Source organism: Pseudoalteromonas sp. NZS71_1 (genome assembly GCF_015864305.1).
Taxonomy (GTDB): Bacteria; Pseudomonadota; Gammaproteobacteria; order Enterobacterales; family Alteromonadaceae; genus Pseudoalteromonas; species Pseudoalteromonas arctica.
On the sequence record NZ_JADYXM010000010.1, the window covers coordinates 114808 to 137862 of the forward strand.

Annotated in this window: 20 protein-coding genes; 10 read left to right on the top strand and 10 right to left on the bottom strand. The window is 40.9% G+C overall.

Features of this window, described 5'->3' with window-relative positions; all coding sequences use genetic code 11:
• Positions 1 to 39: 39 nt before the first annotated feature.
• Both I6F43_RS14715 and I6F43_RS14720 read left to right on the top strand, forming a co-directional pair.
• Positions 40 to 798: an SDR family NAD(P)-dependent oxidoreductase gene (locus I6F43_RS14715; RefSeq protein WP_002958845.1), complete on the top strand. Its 759-nt coding sequence runs from the start codon at positions 40 to 42 to the stop codon at positions 796 to 798.
• Between the two features lie 3 nt (positions 799 to 801).
• The gene (locus I6F43_RS14720; RefSeq protein ID WP_197102924.1) at positions 802 to 1752 is read left to right on the top strand and encodes a 2-dehydro-3-deoxygalactonokinase; all 951 of its coding nucleotides are present in this window, start codon (positions 802 to 804) and stop codon (positions 1750 to 1752) included.
• A 59-nt stretch (positions 1753 to 1811) separates the two neighbouring features.
• Here the strand turns inward: I6F43_RS14720 and glpD are convergent, their stop codons facing one another.
• The 8 genes from glpD to I6F43_RS14760 all read right to left on the bottom strand — a co-directional run bounded on the left by glpD (position 1812) and on the right by I6F43_RS14760 (position 11516).
• The gene (glpD, locus tag I6F43_RS14725; protein ID WP_197102926.1) at positions 1812 to 3317 is read right to left on the bottom strand and encodes a glycerol-3-phosphate dehydrogenase; all 1506 of its coding nucleotides are present in this window, start codon (positions 3315 to 3317) and stop codon (positions 1812 to 1814) included.
• 214 nt (positions 3318 to 3531) lie between these two features.
• Complete coding sequence (gene glpK / locus I6F43_RS14730; RefSeq protein ID WP_032826852.1) at positions 3532 to 5028, bottom strand: glycerol kinase GlpK; 1497 nt, start codon at positions 5026 to 5028, stop codon at positions 3532 to 3534.
• 207 nt (positions 5029 to 5235) lie between these two features.
• The gene (locus I6F43_RS14735; RefSeq protein ID WP_197102928.1) at positions 5236 to 6558 is read right to left on the bottom strand and encodes an alpha/beta hydrolase family protein; all 1323 of its coding nucleotides are present in this window, start codon (positions 6556 to 6558) and stop codon (positions 5236 to 5238) included.
• Between the two features lie 29 nt (positions 6559 to 6587).
• Entirely contained in the window at positions 6588 to 7592 is a 1005-nt protein-coding gene (locus I6F43_RS14740) for a Gfo/Idh/MocA family protein (RefSeq protein ID WP_101164421.1), read from the bottom strand.
• 19 nt (positions 7593 to 7611) lie between these two features.
• Positions 7612 to 8760 carry a galactokinase gene (gene galK / locus I6F43_RS14745; RefSeq protein ID WP_197102930.1) on the bottom strand — a complete coding sequence of 383 codons (1149 nt, stop codon included), beginning with the start codon at positions 8758 to 8760 and terminating at the stop codon, positions 7612 to 7614.
• A complete protein-coding gene (locus I6F43_RS14750) occupies positions 8750 to 9814 on the bottom strand; it encodes a UDP-glucose--hexose-1-phosphate uridylyltransferase (RefSeq protein WP_197102932.1) in 1065 nt (354 codons plus the stop codon). Before I6F43_RS14750 ends, galK begins: the two co-directional genes overlap by 11 nt.
• A gap of 1 nt (position 9815) precedes the next feature.
• Positions 9816 to 10829 (bottom strand): UDP-glucose 4-epimerase GalE, encoded by a 1014-nt coding sequence (gene galE, locus I6F43_RS14755; RefSeq protein WP_197102934.1) that lies wholly within the window; start codon positions 10827 to 10829, stop codon positions 9816 to 9818.
• A 444-nt stretch (positions 10830 to 11273) separates the two neighbouring features.
• A complete protein-coding gene (locus tag I6F43_RS14760; RefSeq protein WP_024600067.1) occupies positions 11274 to 11516 on the bottom strand; it encodes a YdcH family protein in 243 nt (80 codons plus the stop codon).
• Positions 11517 to 12067: 551 nt separating this feature from the next.
• On the opposite strand from I6F43_RS14760, the gene I6F43_RS14765 reads away from it, so the two are divergent.
• From I6F43_RS14765 to speD, 8 genes are all read left to right on the top strand, one after another.
• Entirely contained in the window at positions 12068 to 12649 is a 582-nt protein-coding gene (locus I6F43_RS14765) for an anthranilate synthase component II (protein WP_024593402.1), read from the top strand.
• 43 nt (positions 12650 to 12692) lie between these two features.
• Positions 12693 to 13853, top strand: coding sequence for an HDOD domain-containing protein (locus I6F43_RS14770; protein ID WP_197102936.1), 1161 nt, complete (start codon positions 12693 to 12695; stop codon positions 13851 to 13853).
• A gap of 379 nt (positions 13854 to 14232) precedes the next feature.
• Positions 14233 to 15438 (top strand): aspartate aminotransferase family protein, encoded by a 1206-nt coding sequence (locus I6F43_RS14775; RefSeq protein ID WP_197102938.1) that lies wholly within the window; start codon positions 14233 to 14235, stop codon positions 15436 to 15438.
• A gap of 85 nt (positions 15439 to 15523) precedes the next feature.
• Positions 15524 to 16540: an arginine N-succinyltransferase gene (astA, locus tag I6F43_RS14780; protein ID WP_197102940.1), complete on the top strand. Its 1017-nt coding sequence runs from the start codon at positions 15524 to 15526 to the stop codon at positions 16538 to 16540.
• Positions 16541 to 16555: 15 nt separating this feature from the next.
• A complete protein-coding gene (gene astD, locus I6F43_RS14785) occupies positions 16556 to 18025 on the top strand; it encodes a succinylglutamate-semialdehyde dehydrogenase (protein WP_007580085.1) in 1470 nt (489 codons plus the stop codon).
• A 132-nt stretch (positions 18026 to 18157) separates the two neighbouring features.
• Positions 18158 to 18505, top strand: coding sequence for a DUF3802 family protein (locus I6F43_RS14790; protein ID WP_007580087.1), 348 nt, complete (start codon positions 18158 to 18160; stop codon positions 18503 to 18505).
• 86 nt (positions 18506 to 18591) lie between these two features.
• Positions 18592 to 19005, top strand: a complete 414-nt coding sequence (locus I6F43_RS14795) for an OsmC family protein (protein ID WP_002958863.1) — start codon at positions 18592 to 18594, stop codon at positions 19003 to 19005.
• A gap of 88 nt (positions 19006 to 19093) precedes the next feature.
• Positions 19094 to 19906 (top strand): adenosylmethionine decarboxylase, encoded by an 813-nt coding sequence (speD, locus tag I6F43_RS14800; RefSeq protein WP_007376266.1) that lies wholly within the window; start codon positions 19094 to 19096, stop codon positions 19904 to 19906.
• A gap of 53 nt (positions 19907 to 19959) precedes the next feature.
• Here the strand turns inward: speD and I6F43_RS14805 are convergent, their stop codons facing one another.
• Complete coding sequence (locus I6F43_RS14805) at positions 19960 to 21303, bottom strand: M24 family metallopeptidase (RefSeq protein ID WP_197102942.1); 1344 nt, start codon at positions 21301 to 21303, stop codon at positions 19960 to 19962.
• A 131-nt stretch (positions 21304 to 21434) separates the two neighbouring features.
• Positions 21435 to 22724, bottom strand: coding sequence for an aromatic amino acid transport family protein (locus I6F43_RS14810; RefSeq protein ID WP_197102944.1), 1290 nt, complete (start codon positions 22722 to 22724; stop codon positions 21435 to 21437).
• Positions 22725 to 23055 lie beyond the last annotated feature (331 nt).

Genomic DNA, 23055 nt, shown 5'->3' on the forward strand with positions numbered 1-23055 from the left:
TTAAATGAAATTGAAAATGCGCTGTATGGAGAGTTGAATTTGAACACCCTAGCTCAATATCATAGTCTTTCTGGTAAAGTTATTTTTATTACAGGCGGTGCATCAGGCATTGGCAGAGCAATGGTTAAGTCCTTTGTAAACCAAAATGCAAAAGTAGCATTTATAGATATTGATGATAAGGCAGCGCAATCGCTTATTCGTGATTTACCCAATGCAAAACTATGGTATAGGCAAGTTGATGTAACTGACTCTCATGCACTTCAGCAATCACTTGTGGATGCATGCGCCGCTTTTGGTGCCATTAATGTATTAGTTAATAATGTAGCGAACGACCGCCGCCAAGCGAGCGAAGACGTTACAGTGCAAGACTGGGATCAGTGCTTACAAATAAACTTAAACCCTGCATTTTTTGCCTCTCAAGTTGCTATGTCTTTTATGAAAGGCGATGGAGCCGGCAGTATCATTAATTTTAGCTCTATTAACGCGATTATGGGCCAGCCACAAATGGCAGGCTATGTAACCGCAAAAGCAGGGCTAATTGGTATGACTAAGGCATTGGCTCGCGATTACGGCGAGTTTGGTATTCGCGTTAACGCTATTTTGCCAGGGTGGGTGGCTACCGACCGTCAACTAGCAAGCTGGTTTACCGAAGAAGAGCAAGTTAAGTGGATGGAAGCCATGGCGCTTAAAAAATTAGTTACCCCTGAAGATGTTGCTAATTTGGCACTCTTTTTAGCCGCCGATGAAAGCAGTATGATCACTGGGCAGAGTATTAAAATTGACGGTGGGAGGCTTTAAAGCTTGGCTAATTCATCTCTTTTTATTGCTGTTGACTGGGGCACGAGCCATTTACGTGCTTATTTGTGCGAAGTACAAGCGCAATCAACACTTAAATTATTAGCACAACGTGATGGCCCTGGCGTTGTTAAGGCGAATCAAAATTTTGAGCAAACCCTAACCGACACCATTGCAGTGTGGAAGCAAGAATATGGCAGTTTACCTATATATATTGCAGGGCAAATTACCTCAAGCATCGGCTGGCACGAAACGCCATATTTAGAATGCCCAATTAATCCTGAAGGGCTACTTAATGCTGCGGTTAGCTTTGATTGCGATGGACATATTATTAAAGCGTTACCTGGCACAAAGTGTACGCTGCAAAATAGCTTATTTGATGTAATGCGCGGCGAAGAGCTGCAAATTTTAGGGTTTTTAAAGCAAAATCCAGAGTATCAACAAGGTAAAATATTATTATGTTTACCTGGTACACATACTAAATGGGTGCTTATAAACAACGGCGAAATCATTTGCTTTAAAACAGCCATGACCGGCGAGTTATATGATTTGTTATGTCATCAAAGTGTTTTAATTCCTAACGACTGTGCAGAAGGTGAGTTTGACTTTAAAGCATTTGAGCAAGGCTGTGAGCTAACTTTAGGTAGTGATAGCGGTAACTTGGCACATGGTATTTTTAGTGTGCGTACACGCCAGCTTTCAAAGGAGTTAACGCCAGTACAAGCCAAAGCCTATTTGTCGGGTGTATTAATTGGCAGCGATGTACGAGCAGCTCGCCATGCTAGCGAATGGCAATTATTGAGTGATACACAAGTTGTAGTGATTGGCACAAAGCAGCTGAATAAGTGTTTTACTACGGCGCTTAATCAAATAGGTGTGAAGTGTGTTGAGTTTGATATTAAAACAGCGACGCTTAGCGGTTTTAATTATTTATTTAATTTAGAGTCAAAAAAATAAACCCCTCTATAAAAATTAAATTATAAAGGGGTTAACAGGAAGCTATTATAACTTAATAGTTAAGCGCTTTTAGCTGCTTGGTTATGCTCAATGTAATCATTGAGCGCAGCAACTTGTGCCTCATTAAAACGTAGTCCTAATTTGCTGCGGCGCCATAAAATATTGTATGCGTTTTCTGCCCACTCTTCATTTAGCAAGTATTCTACTTCTGCTGCAAATAAACCATGGCCAAAATCTTGGCCTAAATCACTCAACCCAGTTGCACTACCTAATATATGTTTAGCACGAGTACCATAAGTGCGTACAAAGCGTTTAAGTGTTATTTCAGGTAGCCATTCATATTTTGCTTTTAGCTCTGATTTAAGTGCTTCTACAGAGCTAAAATCACCACCAGGGAGCGAGCTATGCTTGGTCCACGCTTTGCTCATTTGTGGGTAAAAGTCTTCAAGCTTATTAACCGCAGCTTCGGCAAGTTTGCGATAAGTTGTAATTTTTCCACCAAACACACTCAATAGAGGTGCTTGCTTAGCATCACTCGAAAGCTCTAATTTATAATCGCGAGTAACGGCTTGTGCATTAACTGATTCGTCATCAAGTAATGGGCGTACGCCTGAAAAGGTATGTACTATGTCTTCGCGTTTAATCGGTTGTTTAAAGTAGGTATTAGTAATATCAATTAAGTAATCAATTTCTTCATCACTAATTTTAACGTCTTGTGCTTCACCTTTGTGTTCTACATCGGTTGTGCCAATAAGTGAGAAGTCATCTTCAAACGGAATAACAAACACAATGCGCTGATCTTTATTTTGTAAAATATAAGCTTGTTTCTCATCGTGAATGCGAGGCACTACAATGTGACTACCTTTTACAAGGCGAATATTTTGTGGTGATTTTTCTGTTAGGGCTTCATCAAATAATTTAGCTACCCAAGGACCCGCAGCATTAACAATGCCTTTGGCAGAAATAGTGTATTTAGCTTTGCTCTTTTGCTGCTCAAGCGTTACCTGCCATTTACCTTGCTCACGTTTAGCATTTACACACTTAGTTTGTGTGGTAATAACGGCGCCTTTTTCCTGCGCTGCAAGGGCGTTTAAAACGACTAAGCGAGAATCGTCAACCCAGCCATCAGAGTATTCAAACCCTTTGGTAATAGAGGGTTCTAAAACGCTATTTTCACCAAATTTAATGCTTCGAGAACCCGCTAGTGTTTCGCGTTTCGCTAGGTTGTCATACATAAACAAGCCAATGCGAATCATCCACGCAGGGCGTAAATGCTTTTGATGCGGCAATCTAAAAGTAAGTGGCCACATAATATGAGGTGCGTTCTTAAGTAGCACTTCTCGCTCTGCTAGGGCTTCTTTTACTAATCTAAATTCGTAATGCTCAAGGTAGCGTAGACCACCGTGGATCAGCTTAGAACTATTTGAAGATGTTGCACAGGCAAGGTCTGATTGTTCGCACAAGAGTACTTTTAATCCTCTGCCTGCTGCATCAGCTGCTATTCCAGTGCCGTTTACACCGCCACCGATGACTAGTAAGTCATATTCGTTATCTGCTAATTCCACCGAGCTAACCTTTTTATTTGTAATATAAATAAGACATAAGCATCATAAAGCTGCTGTTTTCATTTGACAATAGAAAACCCAGTTTTTTATTCGTTAATTTTGACGCCAATCCATTTTCAATTTAAAGCAGTAAAGCGTGCTTTTTAAATCTAGCATTTAGCTAAGTTAAAAAAGCAAAGTGGTTAAAGTATTGGCCTTAACCACTTTGTATTTACTATGGGCAGTTTTTATTCGTTAAGCATACTTGAGCTACGCAGTGCTGCCATTTTGCGTATAGGTCGTTACGCTCGTCGGCACTCATGGTTGGCTCAAAACGACGGTCGCATGTCCACATTTTAGATAACTGCTCAGTCGACTCGTACACACCTGTTTGTAAGCCAGCTAAATATGCTACGCCTAAAGAGGTCGTTTCGGTCACAGTTGGGCGCTCTACTGTTGCACCTAAAATGTTTGATAAGAAGGTCATAACCCAATTATTTTTTACCATACCGCCATCTACACGAAGCACACTTGGGCGAAGACCATCACGCTCCATCGCTTTTTGTAAATCTTTGGTCTGGTAACCAACTGATTGCAGCGCTGCAGCAACTATGGTGCTAATACCCGAATCGCGTGTTAGCCCTAAAATAGCGCCACGTGCATTAGGGTCCCAATAAGGAGCGCCTAACCCCGTAAACGAAGGCACTAAAAATACACCATGATCGAGCGGTACATCTTTAACCATCGACTCACTTTCGCCAGCATGACTAAGTAGCTTTAAGCCTTCAACAATCCACTGCATAGTTGCGCCAGCCATAAATATACTGCCTTCAATGGCGTAAGTTGGCTTGCCGTTTAATCTATAAGCAACAGTGGTCAATAAGCGGTTTTCTGAGGTCAGTGCTTTTTCGCCAGTGTTAAGCATTAAAAAACAGCCAGTACCATATGTACTTTTAGCCATGCCTTGTTCAAAACATGCGTGGCCAACAAGCGCGGCCTGCTGATCGCCTGCAATACCACAAACACGAATTGGCGCGCCAAAAATGTCAGCACTGGTTGAGCCAAACTCGTCAGCTGAATCCATTACTTCTGGCAACATAGATTCTGGGATATCGAATAACTCTAGGAGCTCTTGATCCCACTGCTGGGTATGAATATTAAATAACATGGTGCGCGATGCATTGGTTGCATCGGTGCGGTGCTCTTTGCCGCCTGTTAGCTGCCAAAGTAGGTAAGTGTCAACCGTACCGAAGGCGAGCTCACCTGCAAGGGCTTGTTCGCGTGCGCCTTCAACGTTATCTAAAATCCAACGAATTTTAGTGGCCGAAAAATAAGGGTCGAGTAATAAGCCTGTTTTTTCGCTTATCGTTTGGCAAAGCTCATCAGTTGTTAGGCTTTCGCAATAGTCACTGGTGCGACGGTCTTGCCATACAATAGCGTTATAAATTGTTTTGCCTGTTTTTTTGTTCCACACCAAAGTGGTTTCGCGCTGGTTGGTGATACCAATGGCAATAATTTCTTCAGGCTTTACATCGTTTTTAGTTAACACTTCGCGACTAGTGCTAAGCACTGTTTGCCAAATATCGTTAGGGTCGTGTTCTACCCAACCATTTTGTGGAAAATGCTGCGAAAATTCTTGTTGTGCTGTACCAAAAACGTCTGCATCTTTTGTAAACAAGATGGCCCGAGAGCTTGTGGTTCCTTGATCAATTGAGAGTATGTATTTGGACATGATATTTGTGTTATTTATCTTATCTTATATATGACTAGATTGCCTTTAACCGAAGTTAATGGCAATGGTTTTTTCTTAAAATAGCAGATTAAAAAATAAACACGCTAATATTTTCTGGTAACTCTTTTATATAAAAGGCGTTTTATTTTTGCATTATTTTAAGGGCGTATGCGGCTATTGATTAAAACAGCCGCTTAAAGTTTATTATTACTTGGTGTGAGGTTTAGCTTGTTGCCAATCCATACCGGTAGAAAAGCGATTATCAAACCCGCGCCACTGTGGCAGCGGTTTACCATCAACAACAGCTTGGTCGCCGTTTTGTGGTAAATCTAAGTATTTACACTCGCTGGCTATGCCTTTTACGTGGCAATCCATCATGGCAAGTACAAAGTGTTTGTTGATTTCGTTTAGTGTGCGCATAGACCACGAAGGCTCATAGTAATGGCCTATATCTAGCTCACTGCTGCTTTGTGCAATAGCAGGGGCTGGGTGCGGTGCAATATTATGGCGTGCATTTTTGTAAGTAAGCATGTACTTATCTTTACTGCCTGTTTGTTCATAAAGACTTTTAATGCCTTCATAGCCTGAAATGTCATCTAAGTTACCGGCTATATAAAGCGAAGGTACTTTAATATTTCTCATCGCTTTGGCATCAAATATAGCGTGCTGTCCGCCCCAAGGCGCAAAGGCCACCATCGCTTTTATACGTGGGTCTACTTTTGGGTTTTTGTATTGTCCACCAGCGCAGCTGTTTAGTAATTGCTGTACTTGTTTAATTTGAGCTGGGTCTTTCATACCCGTAAACATAGCCGTAGTTTGCTCATTAAAAGCGTAACAACCACCTATCGTATTTACAGCGCCATAGCCACCCATTGAGTAACCAATTACGCCTGCGCTTTTGTTGTCTACTTGCTTGCTTGCAAAGTTGTTTTGCTCGTTGAAGTAATTAATAACAAACTGCTGATCGCGAGAGCGATTTATAAGCGTGCTAAAAAAGCCAGAGAACGGCGCATTTTTAAAATCAACATCGGCATTGGTTGAGTCAGTATGATCAATAGCTACCACAATGTAACCGTGCGACGCTAAATGCTCGCCAAGGTAGTACATAATTGTACGGTAACCGGTATAACCGTGCGAAAGCACTATCACAGGGTAGTGTTCTTTATTATTAATGGCGACATCACGCATTGCATCGGCTTGCAGAGTAAACTCTTTACCTGAGCGAGTTTCATCTGTGTAGCTGCTAAGTGGCGCTTTTGCTGTATTTGCAGCCGGATACCACACTTCTACTTTTAAAGGGCGATCTTTTTGACCTTGTGTAGCGAGGTCAAATTGCGCAGGGTTAACTAAATCAAGTGTTTGCACACCTACATTGTAGCTACCTTTAGCTGCAAGCTCTGGGAGTACTTCGCTAGTGATTGGCGGGTATAGCTGCTCTGGTTTATTAGATTCAGCAACAGCTACACTGGCAGATAAACTGCACGTAGCAAGTAATATGGCTTTTGAAAGCGCCTTGAGTGTGTGTGTCATTGTGTGTCCTTGTTGTGTATTTTTATTTTTTAATTTGTCAGTTCAGCTGACTCGATGGCATTGCTATATTGCAACTGCCATTGTGCTCGTAAGGTATCCATTATGTTCATAACTCGTAAGCTAGTACCCAGTGGTAATACACAGCTTTGGGTTTGTTTTTGTAATATACACTGCGTGACATGTGCAATTTCAAACTTAAAGTTTTCATCGTCGCTAAAATCGTATTTAAAGTACTGAGGGTCTTGGTCGTTTATGTGTAGCTCTAGCGTTTTTGCACCTACAAACTGAGGTATTCGAATATAGCCAAGCTCACCATTAATACATGCTTCTGTTGGGCCATTTTGCTGCAGTGCGCTGGCAAGAGATGCAAATTGCCCGTTACCGTAATCAACTATAGCAGTGCTTCGCTCATCAACGCCGGTTGTGCTTTTATATACAAAGGATTTAATGTGTTCAGGGGCTTTATTAAATACCACATCAGCAATCGAAATAGGGTAAATACCTAAATCGAGCAGGGCGCCACCCGCTGTTACAGGGTTCATTAATCGGTGAGTGTCGGCAAAGCTGCCAGGTAAACTAAAGTTGGCATTAACACTGTGCACATTACCAATAACACCTTCACTTAGGAGTTGTTGTAATTTTACTATGGCTGGTAAAAACCGCATCCAAACGCCTTCCATTAAAAAGCAGTTTTGTTGCTTGGCAAGCTCAGTGAGGTTTTGCAATTGCTTAGCATTAACGGTAATCGGTTTTTCGCTTAGCACGTGCTTATTGTGTGTTAAGCATTGGGCGATAGTTTTAAAGTGTTGATCGTGCGTATTGGCAATATAAATAGCGTCTATATTTGGGCACTGCATAAGAGCTTGATAGCTCTCGTAGCCTTGAATATTGTACGGTGTGGCAAATTCTTTAGCGCGCTGCATACTCGTTGAAGCCGCGCCAATAAGCTGTGCATCACTACAATGCGCAATGCTTTTAGCAAAGGTGTGAGCTATATTGCCACACCCAATAATTCCCCAATTAACCTTTGCCATGCTTATTCCTTAAGTTTATTTAAAAAGACGTAATTTGTAATCCTGAGCCCGCTGAACATACGTAAATATCAGCATTTAGGCTAAAACGCTCAAAGTAATGCTTTTCTACCGCAGCTTTAATTAGTGGTACTTCCGCATCGCGACACAAACATACAATAGCACCACCAAAGCCGCCACCCGTCATACGTACTGCGCCACGGTCGCCCATGGCTTCTTTACAAATCTCTACTAGGCCATCGGTTGCAGGTACGGTTACTTCAAAGTCGTGTTTAAGTGATTGATGCGATGCTGCCATTAGGGTGCGAAGTGCATCCATATCGTTATTCTGTAGTGCAGTTGTTGCTGCAATTACACGGTCGTTTTCGCTAATTACGTGGTGTGCACGTTTATATTCGTTTTCGCTTAATGTCGCTTTTACTGCTTGCAGGGCAGTCATGGTTGCTTGGCGAAGTGTTTCTACACCCATTTTTACAGCAGCTTGTTCGCAGTCAATACGGCGCTGGTTGTATTCGCTATCAACTAATTTACGCGGGTAGTTAGAGTTAACAATAACAATATTTAAATCATCAGGAACTTTAACTGATTTAGTTGCTAGGTTTTCACAATCAATTAATAGCGCATGACCGTTTTCGCCTTTGGCTGAAATAAGCTGATCCATAATGCCGCATTGGCAATGCATAAAGTCATTTTCGGCTTCTTGGCCAAATAGCGCAATTTGCTCTGGCGGTAAACCAAGCTGTGCAACATGGTTAAACATACCGCCAACTGCAACTTCTAGTGCTGCCGATGACGACAAGCCACTACCTTGCGGTAAGTTACTGTCAATTAGTAGATCGGCGCCACGCAGTGTGTAGCCTGCTCTTTTAAGAACATAAGAAACAGCACGAATGTAGTTACCCCATTGCGATTGGCCTTCAGTGATTTCTTCATCAACGCTAAAGCTGTCTTTTTCGCCTGGGTAATTTAAAGAATGCACAGTGATAATATTGTCGTCGCGCTCTTTAAACATTACTTGGGTACGAAACTCTAACGAACACGGTAAAACAAAACCGTCGTTGTAGTCGGTAAATTCGCCAATGAGGTTTACACGCCCCGGTGCTGCTGCAATACCTTGAGCAGGCGCGCCATACAGTGACAAAAATTGTTGTTGGAATTCGTTAAGCTTCATCTGTGTGTCCTGCTGTATCTTTATAGTGTGTTGTACTGGCTGCTTTTAAAATAGAAGCAGCGGTTTCTGCGCTTAAATCGCGTTGGCTTTCGCCTAGCATTTCGTAGCCTACCATGTGTTTTTTAACAGTAGCAGAGCGAAGTAGCGGCGGATAAAAGTGTGCATGTAAACGCCAATGTTGCTCATCAGAGCCTCTATTAGCAGGTGCATTGTGCCATCCCATTGAGTATGGGAAGCTGCAATTAAATACGTTGTCGTACTTAGTGGTTAATACTTTAAGTGCCTGAGCCAAAGAGTCGGTTTGCGCATCGTTTAGCTGGCTAAAGTTTTGAATATTATCTTTAGTTACTAGCATTGTTTCAAACGGCCATGCAGCCCAAAATGGCACAACAACAAGCCAATGTTCGTTTTCAAATACAACACGAGTTTTATCTGCTTGCTCTTTTTGCGCGTAATCGGCAAGCATGGCTGTGCCATGCTTTTTATAATAGGCAAGCTGCTGGTTATCTTCGGCTTCTATTTCGGTTGATAAATGCGAGTGAGCCCATACTTGGCCGTGAGGATGAGGTTGCGAACAACCCATGATCTCGCCTTTATTTTCAAAAACTTGTACGCATTCGTACTGCTGTGCAAGCTCTGTGTAATTTTGTTTCCAGGTTTTTACTACTTCGTGCAATGCGTTTTGGCTAAGCTCTGGTAGTGTTTTATTATGCTCTGGAGAAAAACAAATTACGCGGCATTCGCCATTGGCTTCGTCGGCAATAAATAAATCGCTGTCTGACTCTAAGCTTTGTAATTGCTCGCTGGCATTAGGTGTTAATGCGCCAAAGTCATTTCTAAATACGTGTGTGTATTTGTAATCTGGATTGCTGTCGCCATTTGCACGGGTATTGCTTGGGCAAAGTGGGCAGCTTTCATCGTGTTTTGGTAATACGTTTTCATTAACGGCTTCTGTTGCGCCTAACCATGGGCGGTTATTACGATGTGGTGACACTAATACCCAACGACCCGTTAGCGGATTTTTACGTCTGTGAGTACTTTCTAATAAAGCCATATTAACTCTCCAACCCACTTGGGTAATTAGTTTGCCAGCGCCATGTGTCGTTTGTCATGTTGCTAAGTGTTAGTTCTGCGTGCCAGTTAAGTGTGTTTTGCGCTTTTGTGGCATCGGCGTAGTTACAGGCAATATCACCTGCTCGGCGCGGTGCAATTTGATAAGGAATATCTTTATTGGCTGATGCGCTAAATGCTTTGATCATATCAAGCACAGAATAACCTTGCCCTGTGCCTAGGTTGTAAGCATGAAAGGCGGTATCTGTTTTATGTTGCATAAATGCCGCAACATGACCTTTAGCTAAATCTAAAACATGAATATAGTCGCGCACGCCTGTGCCATCTTCAGTGTCGTAGTCGTCACCAAAAATATTAACCACGTCGCGTTTACCTACTGCAGTTTGAGTAATAAATGGCATTAAGTTATTAGGAATACCATTAGGGCTTTCACCTAATAAACCACTTGGGTGTGCACCTACTGGGTTAAAGTAACGAAGCGCAATACCCATAAATTGACTGTTGGCATTACATACATCTTGCATGGCTTGTTCAACCATGACTTTAGTCCAACCATAAGGATTAGTTGCGCGTATAGGGTGCTTTTCGTCAATAGGGAGGTAGTCTGGCTCGCCGTACACAGTAGCCGATGAGCTAAATATAATATGGTTAACGCCTTCATCTTGCATGTTTTGTAGCATGCTTAATGTGCCCGACACATTATTTTGATAATAACGCAGTGGTTGCTCAGTTGATTCGCCAACGGCTTTTAAAGCCGCAAAGTGAAAAACAGCTTCGGCTTTAGTATGTTTTAGGGCGAGTTTAAATTGTTGCTCGTCTTGAATGTCACCCAATATAAACTCAAACCGAGTACCTGTAATCTTTTCGAGTTGGTCAAGTACTCGCGCACTTGCATTAGACAAGTTATCATAAATAACAGGCGTAATACCTGCTTCATGCAATGCAATACATGTGTGGCTACCTATGTAACCCATGCCGCCAGTAACTAAAACTTTCATGTTTATTCTCGAAAAGTGTATTTATATGATAAATACTACTATTAAGGTGGTTTAAAAACAATAGTTATGATTGCTGGATAATTCAAATAAAAGCATAAAAAACATTCAGATTGAACACTCGCTTGTGTTTAAGTGGCATGTTTTTATTTTAACTAACATAGACTTAGCTTTATCAATTGATTAGATAAACTGATTCGATTATTGACCTAATTATCAGCGGTAGGGAGGCTGCTAATATAGCGAAAACAAAGTTAGGAGAGAGCAACATAAATAAAACAGTTTTACTTACCGGTGCTACCGATAGCACTTGCTAGAAACGCAAAGATGTTATTAACCCAAGTACTGTATTTATGAAATCTGTGGGTGGCTTTGTAAAGTTTTAGAAAAAATCCTTATGGTTGATCTAAAGAGCTCACTTGTCAGTGAGCTCTTTTTTTAGCTGCATTACTGCTCTTGCTGCAAGCGCTCGTATAGCCAATCTTTTAATTCTGTACGTTCATGTTTTAGCTGATGCATTTGCTCATCGCTTATGGGCGCATCTTTGAGCTCTAACACTCTAATTTCTTTATCTAGCTTGTCGTACTTATCTGCTTTTTTTGCAAATTCAGTATCGCTTTCATTTAACTCGGCAATGGTCCTTAAGTACTCTGGAAAGTCATTAGTTAATGAGTGGTCTTCGCCTAACATATTCGCTCCTTAATAGGATATAAATGAGCTCACAAGTAAGTGAGTTGTATAAGTGAATTACTGCCTTTCATATAATACACTGGGGCTTACATAGATATAATTCAACCATTGAGCCGCTAATTTGATGTAGCGCAAACAATCTGTTTATTTTGCTCAGTAAGGTATTTCACCAAAGTATTTAATAGAGCGATCAATAAACGCACGTACTTTAGAGGTCAATAATTTATTGTTGGGGTATACAGCCTAAAAGGTGTGTTAACTACTCGCGAAAAGCTTAAAGCTCGATATTATTGCTCAAGGTGCAAGGAATCTCTGGCTTGAGAGAATAAGTTTAAATATCACCATGATTTAATACGTTAATAAATCTCTTAACCAGAGTTCGGGTTAAGTGAACCAGTACCCACTAAAGACTTTAAAGAACTTTTAGCAAAAACAGTTAATTTTTAACGCTTTTTGCTAATTTATGTTGGCTAGTTAATAGTGGTAGAATGCAGCGCTTAGTACCATTTGTGTGAAGTAAGTGGTCAATAATTTATAAGGTTTGTTGTGTAATGCTGTTAATGATCGATAACTACGATTCGTTTACTTACAACTTAGTGCAATATTTTCAGCGTTTAGATCAAGACGTTTTAGTGAAACGTAATGACGAGCTAAGCATTGCACAAATAAAACAGTTGAACCCGAAGCACATCGTGTTATCGCCAGGGCCATGTACCCCTAATGAAGCGGGTATTTCACTAAATGTTGTTGAGCAACTAAAAGGGCAATATCCTATTTTAGGGATTTGCTTGGGGCATCAAACTATCGCGCAAGCTTTAGGAGGAGATGTAATACGTGCTAAAAAAGTAATGCACGGTAAAACATCACCCATAGTTCACACTAATAAAGGGGTGTTTAAAGGCTTAGCTAACCCGTTAACAGTATGTCGTTATCATTCTTTAGTGGTTAAAGAGCAAACTCTACCTAAAGAACTTGAAGTAACCGCATGGACTCAGACTGAGCAAGGCGAGTTTGACGAAATTATGGGGTTACTTCATAAAGAACTAGCAATTGAAGGTGTGCAGTTTCACCCCGAAGCTATTCTAACTGATCAAGGCTTAGAACTGCTTGATAACTTTTTAACTCGCTTCTAATGTTATAATACACAGAGCATTTAATACTTTATTAATGGATGTCATGACTGAACTTGTAGCGCAACAGCGTACTGCCAAAATACTAAGCCAACGGGCTCATGACTTATTGCTTGGGCACAGCTTTGCGCATCAGCAAATTGGTTTCATTCATACATTAGATATAGATTACGGCGAACCCATGAAGCAACGCACTTTGCTTCAGGTTGAAGTGGCCGCACAGAATAAACGCCAGCAAAGCAGTACTGCACATCATAAGTACCGCGCTCAAGCGAGTGAGCAACTACACAAAACAATTGAAACAGCTATATATAAGCAGCTCGAAGATATAGATGGTGTAATTCACAGTACTATAGGCATTGAAGATGGCATTGCCAATATACTCGATATATTAGCTGTAAAGTCGGCATCAGTAGGGCGCTTAGAACCATTGGTAAATGATATAGGCTGGTTGGGTAGAGAATTAGTAACGCTTGTTAATTTACCTTACTATCGTAATCAGCGTAGTAAAAACACGTCTGTGAAAGTAGATAAACCATCGCTTGCCCTTCGTTATATTGGCCTTGATAACTTACAGCTAGTGATTCCTACATTTGCTGCCCGTCATTGGATGCCACATAGCACCGAACCATTTTCATTATTAAAACGCCGGCTACGCGACAGCGCGATGGCAAACGCGATTGCAGCGCAAAAAATTGCACAAATTAATAATGTGAATGACGTCCATGCATTTACTCTTGGTATGCTTTTAGATGTAGGGCGAATTGCATTAGTGCGCTTGTACTTAAAAACGTTTGAGAAAGTATGGCAACGTAAAGTGCAGTTAGCCCGAAATGAAAACCAAAAAGATTTACACACCGCGTTATTAGAGCTACAGCCAGACCCGCTCTTTTTAACCACTCTACTTAGCAATAAGTCGATAGAAGTAAGCGCCAAAGTAATAGACAAAATGGCTTTTAAATATTTACCGTTTAAAGGTGTAATGCAGCAGCTAGTAAATGGGGTAGATAAGGGCGATACATTACTGCCGTTAACACAAGTAATGCTAAAGGCACGTTGCTACTCTCAATATCTTAATTTAAAAGAGCATCAACTTATTGAGCCTGACGAAACTCTAAGCTGGTTTTCGTACTTTAAGTTCACTAAAACGGAACTAAAAACCCTCCAATCGAGTAATTTTACCAATTTAGCTATTCAAATTGACTAAAAATCTGAATTTTTTGTTAATTTTTTTGCGACTAACCATTCATTCTCACTCTATTGTTATATTGCATATTTGCCGATTAAAGCGTCCGCGCCTCGGTGCTCATGCGGTTAGTTGCCTAAAAATAAGCATAAATAGTTATGCAAATAGTTATTCACTATCTATGAAATAATATCTTTAGCCCTTTATTTTCAAGGGATACATGAAAGTTTTTAACGAGACAGATATAAGTAATTCTGAAATAATGTGCGTCTGAAAATTGAACCACAAAGCAATTTTGCGCAATTATCAGGTTACTGATCTTGCCTATAAAGTTGGTTACAAATATTAACCAAACACCTATTTTGATGTTTTGTGTTGCTCACAATTAAGAGGAAATAAAATGACAGTCAATCGCGAATTATTTGATCACGTAATGGTTCCTAACTACGCACCTTCAAGCGTAATTCCTGTTCGAGGCGAAGGTTCTCGCGTATGGGATCAAGAAGGTCGAGAGTTTATCGACTTTGCTGGTGGTATTGCAGTTAACTGTCTTGGCCATTGCCACCCTGCATTAGTAGGCGCATTAAAAGAGCAAGGCGAAAAAATCTGGCATCTATCAAATGTAATGACCAATGAGCCGGCACTTCGCCTAGCTAAAAAAATGGTTGATGCGACATTTGCTGAAAAAGTTTACTTTGCCAACTCTGGCGCAGAAGCAAACGAAGCAGCGCTTAAATTAGCGCGTCGTTTTGCACTTGATAAGTTTGGCGCAGAAAAATCACAAATCATCGCGTTCAACAAAGGTTTCCACGGTCGTACATTCTTTACCGTAACTGTTGGCGGCCAAGCTGCATATTCAGATGGTTTTGGTCCTAAGCCTGGCGACATTGTGCATTGTGATTACAATGACCTAGCTGCTTTTGAAGCGCTTATTAGCGACAAAACTTGTGCTGTAATGATGGAACCTCTACAAGGTGAAGGCGGTATTGTTTCACCAACTGACGAGTTTGCTCAAGGCGTTCGCGATTTATGTACTAAACACAACGCACTGCTTATTTTTGATGAAGTACAAACAGGTGTTGGCCGTACTGGCGATTTATACGCATACCAAGGCTTAAACGTAGTACCTGATATTTTAACTTCAGCTAAAGCACTTGGCGGTGGTTTCCCAATTGGCGCTATGATCACAACAACTGAGATTGCACAGCACCTTAAAGTAGGTACTCATGGTTCTACTTATGGCGGTAACCCATTAGCGTGTGCCGTTGCAGAAGCTGCATTTGATACAGTAAATACCCCAGAAGTACTTGCTGGCGTAAAAGCTAAAGCAGCATTATTTAATGAACTACTTACTGCGGTTAACGAAAAATACAACGTATTTAGCGAAATCCGTGGCCAAGGTTTATTAATTGGCGCGGTAGTGAACGAGCAATATAAAGGTCGTGCAAAAGAGTTTTTAGTGGCAGGGACTGAGCAAGGCCTTATGTCATTAGTTGCTGGTGCAGACGTAATACGTTTCACTCCATCTTTAGTAATTCCTGAAGCGGACATTCGCGAAGGTATGGCACGCTTTGAAAAAGCAGTAGCAAGCGTAGTAAACGCATAAGCGACTTAAGCCAACCAATTAAGGGCAAGCACTGCTTGCCCTGCAATTCCTATTTACCGTTATTTATAAGGGAGCAAGCGGACTCATGATGATCCTTCGCCCAATCCAGCAAAATGATTATTCAGCATTACTGAAAATTGCCCACGAATCAGGGCATGGTTTTACGTCTTTGCCATTAAACGAAGAACTATTGCAAAAAAAGATCGACCATTCAGTAAGCTCTTTTGCTAAACAAACGTCACAACCTGGTGACGAAGGCTACCTGTTTGTTCTTGAAGATAGCGAAACCGGTGAAGTTGTAGGAACATCTGCAATTGAAGCTGCGGTAGGGCTTGATGATGCATTTTATCATTATCACTTAAGTAAAGTGATTCACTCTTCGCGCACATTAGACGTATACAAAGCGGTTGATATTCTAACGCTATGTAACGACTACACAGGTGCTACAGAGCTTTGCACATTGTTTTTAAAAGATGGCTATCGTAAAAATTGTAACGGTAAGCTACTTTCAAAAGCGCGCTTTATGTTTATAAAACAGCATCAAGAGCGTTTTGCGCAAACAGTAATCGCAGAAATGCGCGGTGTGTCTGACGAAAACGGCAGTAGCCCTTTTTGGCAGTGGCTTGAAGAGCACTTTTTCTCAATGGATTTTCCAACAGCCGATTACCTAACAGGTATTGGCCAAAAGGTTTTCATTGCTGAATTAATGCCTAAATACCCAATTTACGTAAACTTGCTAAGTAAAGATGCGCAAGCCGTAATAGGTAAAGTACACGACAACACTCGCCCAGCAATCGAGTTATTAAAAAGCGAAGGCTTTACGTTTAATGGCTACGTAGACATTTTTGACGGCGGCCCAACGGTTGAAGCAAAAGTAGATAACATTGCGACTATTCGTAATGCAAATCACTTTAACGTTGAAATTGGCGAAATGACTGGCGACACCATGGTGTTACTAGCTAACGAAAAGCTTAATGACTTTAGAGCAACCGTTGCACCAATGACATTTGACGAGCGCGCAAAAAGCCTTATTTTATCGCAAGAAATAGCAGATGCACTGCATTTGCAAACTGGCGATATTGTTAGTGCAACCACGATTTAATTTAGGAGAAAGTATATGACTCATCCTGCACAATTTATAAATGGTCAATGGTCACAAGGCCAAGGCACAGAATTTAATTCAGTAAACCCTGCAAATAACGACGTTATTTGGCAGGCTTCATCGGCAACTGCGGCGCAAGTAGACACCGCAGTAAATGCAGCGCGCGAAGCGTTTTATGCATGGGCTGATAAAAGTTTTACTGAGCGTTTAGAAATAATTAAAGCATTTGCAGCGCAATTAAAAGAAAACAGCGAAGAGCTCGCTATTACTATTGCACAAGAAACAGGTAAGCCACTGTGGGAAACTCGCACAGAAGCGGGTGCTATGGTTGGTAAAATTGCCATTTCTGAAAAAGCATTTTTAGAGCGCACTGGCGACGTAGAAAACGCAATGCCACTTGGCCGTGCGATGATTCGTCATAAGCCACATGGTGTTGTAGCCGTATTTGGTCCGTATAACTTTCCGGGTCACTTACCTAATGGCCACATTGTGCCAGCGCTTTTAGCAGGTAACACGGTTGTGTTTAAACCGTCTGAACTTACTCCTAAAGTAGCTGAGCTTACGCTTAAACTGTGGGAAAAAGCAGGTTTACCAGCCGGTGTCATTAACCTTGTACAAGGTGAAGTAGAAACGGGTAAAGCCCTTGCTGCTCACAAAGGGATTGATGGCTTGTTTTTCACGGGTTCTTCGCGTACTGGTCATATTTTACATGAACAGTTTGCGGGTCAACCTGGCAAAATTTTAGCGCTAGAAATGGGTGGTAATAACCCACTTATTATTACTGACGTTGAAGACACTAAAGCGGTTGTTCACGATATTATTCAATCTGCGTTTATCTCAAGTGGCCAGCGTTGTACGTGTGCACGTAAACTATTTTTACCAACTGGTAGCAAAGGCGATGTGATACTGGAGCGTTTAATCACAGCAACTAAAGCGATTAAAGTAGGTAATTATGACGATGCAGACCAGCCATTTATGGGCTCTATGATTTCATCAGCTGCAGCTGCAGGCATGGTTAAAGCGCAAAACGAGCTTGTTGAGCTTGGTGGTGAAGTATTAGTAGAACTTGAGCACACAGCTAATACCGGTTTTGTAACACCAGGTATTATTGAGTGTACAAATATTAGTGACTTCCCAGATGAAGAGCATTTTGGACCACTTTTAAAAGTGTTCCGCTTTGACGACTTTGACCAAGCCATTGATAAAGCAAACGATACAACCTTTGGTTTATCGGCTGGTTTATTAAGTGACAGTGCAGCAGATTACGACCATTTCTTACGTCGTATTCGTGCAGGTATTGTTAACTGGAACCGCCCAATTACTGGCGCATCAAGCGCAGCACCATTTGGTGGTATTGGCGCATCGGGCAATCACAGAGCAAGCGCGTATTATGCAGCCGATTACTGTGCATACCCAGTTGCTTCAGTAGAGCTTGAAAAAGTAGCTATGCCAGCAACACTAAGCCCAGGCTTAAAAATAGATTAAGTAGTAATACTACTTAATTATTATAAAAGCAGCTTCGGCTGCTTTTTTTGTATTGCTAACGCGCAAAGCTAGCAATCAACAGCGCTTTCTGCTTAAATCAAAAATAATTAATTATACAAAGGTGGTACAAAAATGGTTTTAGATAGGCAAGGGTACGATGATTTGATCATGTATCTAACTCAAAATTTAGCATTGTTTGAGAAGCCAGGCGAAATAAAACCAGGTGCCCCAACAGTAATGGAATTAATCGAAGACGTTATTGCACAAAATGTGATGCTCATTTGCGAGCAGCACACAAACCTCAACACAGAGCAGCGTAGTCAAATTGTACGCGAAGTTGATGGCATAGTTTACGATTTAGAAGAAGTCCTCAGCAGCATCACCTCACAGCCTGTCACGGTTGAACAGCATGCCTTTATAGATGAATTTGCAGGTTTAGTAAAAAACCTCTTTGATAGCGCTTTAACACAACAATCTTAGCCATTTTATAGCCCTGCGTTGCATTTTCATTTGCAACTACGGCTAACTTGCTTACAATCAAGAAAATATTTTTTTGAGATATAACAATGCAAGCAAATGTAAAATGGGTTGAAGGCGATACGTTTATTGGTCGTTCTAATTCTAACCACAATGTTGTGTTTGATGGCGGCAGCGATAGTGCAGCACCAAGCCCAATGGAAATGGTTTTAATGTCAGTTGGCTGTTGTTCATCAGTTGATGTGGTTAGTATTTTAAAAAAAGCCAAACAAGATTTTTCAGATGTACAAGTACAACTAAGTGCAGAGCGCGCCGAAACAGCCCCACGTGTGTTTACCAAAATCAACTTACACTTTGTTGTTAAAGGCAATAATGTGTCTGAAAAGCACCTTGCACGCGCCGTTTCACTCTCTGCTGAAAAGTATTGCTCAGTTGCATTAATGCTTGATAAAACAGTAGAAATTACGCATAGCCACGAAGTTGTGCAAGATCAAGCAAAATAACGCTTTTTCCACGAGGGAAATTCGTATAAAATCCGCGAACTTTTCATTCTGCAGGTGCAGAACCCACTAATTTATAGGTTGGTTTATTATGAACAAACCCTTCGATAAACTTAAACTTCATGGCTTTAACAATTTAACCAAAAGTTTAAGCTTTAGTATTTATGATATTTGTTACGCAAAGACCGAGCAACAACGTAAAGAATATATTGAATATATCGATGAGCAGTACAGTGCAGATAGACTAACCGACATTTTAGGTGAAGTTGTTGATATTATTGGTGCTAACATTTTAAATGTAGCGCGCCAAGATTATGAACCGCAAGGCGCAAGTGTAACTATTTTGGTTTCAGAAGAACCAGTAGAAGAGCAGCAAAATTACGATGCTGACGAAGCACCAGGCCCATTACCTGATTCAGTTGTTGCGCACCTAGATAAAAGCCACATTTGTGTACACACATACCCAGAAGCTCACCCTGATGATGGTATTTGTACATTCCGTGCTGATATTGAAGTGTCTACTTGTGGCATTATTTCGCCACTTAAAGCGTTAAACTTCTTAATTCATAGCCTTGAATCAGACGTAGTAACAATTGACTACCGCGTTCGTGGTTTTACCCGCGACATAAACGGTGTTAAGCACTACATTGATCATGCTATTAGCTCGATTCAAAACTTCATGACAGAAGATACAAAAGAAGCGTACCAAATGATGGACGTGAACGTGTATCAAGAAAACCTGTTCCATACCAAAATGATGTTAAAAGAAACCGATCTAAACACGTATTTGTTCGGCCTTTCTACGGCAGATTTATCAGAGGGCGAAGAAGACGAAATTCGCTCAAAGCTGACCCGTGAAATGCAAGAAATATTCTATGGCCGTAACCTGCCAGATACAGAATAATAGCAACGAATTAAATTAAAAATGGCGCTCAGTGAGCGCCATTTTTTTATACTTTATTTTACAAGCAATAGCTGTGTTTGTCGGCCATTTAAATACCAGACACCGCTTTTATCAAAAATAGCATCTTCCTCTAGCATTATTCTTATTTCTTTATTCCACTGTTTTATAAACACCGCATTGTTAAGCTCAATTGAGTAAGCCGTATTTAAATGTAGCGGATAGTCACCATCTCCCGGTACACCTTGCTGAGAATCCCACATACCTAATGTAGTACCTGCAGCATGACCATGATAGCCAAGAGGATGAGTATAAATAGTGGGTTTTAATCCCTGATCAATGGCGGCTTTTCGTGCTGCAGCTAAAACCTCATTACCGGTTTTACCTACCGCAAATTGATTGGTAAATATGTCTTGTAATTTATTACCGCTTTTTAGTGCTTCAACTAAGTAACTAGGCGCACTTATTTCGTTTTCTTTGAGCACATACGCATGCTGCTGCGTGTCGGTATTTAAGCGTAAATAAGTAATCCCAAAATCTACATGAAGCAAGTCACCGGCTTGTATAACGTTATCATCGTAGCCATTGGTAAAGCTTTCTTCATGATCGAACGACTTCGCATCGGCGCGCTGAATAGCAATACTTGGGTGAAACCATGTTTGTAGTTTTAGCTCTTTTACACGCTCTCTAAACCACCATACCAAGTCATCGCTAGTTGTTTCACCAACCGTAATTGTTTTACCCGAAAACCCCTCTGCAATAATATGATGGGTAATAGCCACAATATGTTTATACATTTTAACTTCTTCAGGAATGCGTTGCTCTAACCACGCAACAGCAAGCGGCTCTGCAGAAATTATTTTATTGTGATAAGCGGCGGGCAAGTTGGCCATTAAGGTTTTGTAATCGCCTAGCACAAGGCCATCGGCATGTGCCCAGTCGGTAGAAGTATTAAGCGCAATGTTGCGAGGTTTGTATTGCTCAATAAGTGTATTGAGTGCTGCCCACTGGCTTGGTTGTGTTTGCTTATCCCACCCTTTTTTAAATACGTTACCTATTTTATAAGGCGCAATAGCGTAAGCATCAACACCACCTTGTTTATTAAGTGCAAATAGCAAAATAGTGGTGCGTCTGGCTGAAAGCCATGTTGCAGGCAGCATTGTTTTTAATATTGGATCTTCATTGTATTCGCGGCTTATAAGAAGCCACATATCAGTGTTGTGCTGCTTCATTAACGAGGGCATTAAGCTATTGATTCTAAGCTCAGTTATTTTATCTATAAACGCTGCGCGCTCTTTCATCGATAAAATAGTGGGAGCGTCATCGCCTCTAACAAAGAGGCTTAAAACAAGCGTAGTTAGCAAGCTTACGTAAAGTAGGAGTTGTTTAGTAAAGTGCATAATTGTTTTATTTTTAGGCTAGTTAATTTATAACATGCCTGAAGAGCGACTATAAAAAAACAATTTGAGATAAACAGCACACAAAAAAAGCCCAGCTAAAAAGTAGCCGGGCTTTTGTATAAACCGTTTTATTACTTAAGCATGCTGTATAAAAGTGCAAATACAGCAAGCGAGCCAACCGCTAATATAAATAGCGTGCTAAAGCGATTTCGGTATTTATTAAGTGCAGGTACTTTATAAACTGCAATCATTGGCATGATGAATAAAATCATCGCAATGATAGGGCCCGATAACTGATCCATCATGTCTAAAATACTTGGATTTTTAACAGCACAAAACCAAATAGCTAAAAACATGATTAACACACCAATTTTATCGGTAACGCCAGCGCTTAAGCCTGTTTGTTTAGTTACTAATCCTGTAAAGCTTTCGCGTGCACCTAAAAAATGACCCAAAAACGACGATGTAATAGCAATAAAGGCAACAAGTGGCCCAAGTGTGGCAATAAACGAGTTATCAGTAATATTAGCAAGGTAGGATAAAACCGATACGTTAGCCGCTTTAGCCGCTGCCATTTGCTCGCCTGTAAGCGACAGCACGCAAGAGAACACAAATAACAGTACAAAGGTAATAAGTAGCAAGCTAGTGCGCTTTAAAATCGCCTCAGACTTACGTGTAGCTTGTTCGCCGTAATGACCGCGTTGCACATTCACAAAGCTTGAGATAGCCGCTGCGTGGCTAAACGAAAACACAATAATAGGAATCGATAACCACAACGTTTTACCAAAGCTGCCCATTTCAGGCACCGTCATATCTGGCATCTGCCAGCTAGGGATTAAATAAAGTGATAAAAAGAACAATATGCCCACAAGCGGATACACTAAAATAGCAAAGGCACGTAGCATCAAGCGCTCGCCGCCCATCATTAAGCTAATCATACCTGCAACTAATACGCCCGAAAGTAGCACGCGAGAAGCTGATTCCATCCCCATTTGATTAACCATAAAACTATCAACAGTATTGGTTAAACCCACACCGTAAATAAGCAAAATTGGGAATATAGATAAAAAGTACAACAAGGAAATTAACCGCCCCGCAGTCACACCAAAATGTTCTTCAACTACGTCGGTAAAATCGGCATCTTTATTTTTTGACGACAGTACAAAACGTGCTAATCCACGGTGAGCAAAAAAGGTCATTGGGAACGCTAAACACGCCATAATAATTAACGGCCAAAAACCGCCAATACCAATGTTAATAGGTAAAAATAAAATACCCGCACCAACGGCGGTACCAAATAAACTTAATGTCCACTGCGTATCGTGCAGGTTCCATTTAGTTTTTGTATTTGAATTTTTGCTTGAATTTGTGTGTGTGTTTGGTGATGCATTTGAAAGCGTTGCATCTTGAGATGTTGTCATGTGTGTGTGCTCATCCATTATTTAAATAATAACTGCGCCGAAGGGTATAGTTTTTAGAGACATTTTTCATGTTTTGAAGAGATTTTTAGACTAATTAATTAGGCTCAATTGGAGGGTAAGTGTCATGAATACGAAACAGTGGTGTAAAAGTGAGCAAAAGCCTTAAATGGCAAGCCACATTATAGAGTTACTGTACGGGGTAGGTTGGTTAGTTGGAGCGAAACCCAACACGCTATAGCGTCATGCTAGCAGGAAAGCCGAGGAAGGCGGTTTTCATAACGTAAAAATAGGGGAAGGTCATTTTTATTGGTTTTCATTTAAAAATCAAAAT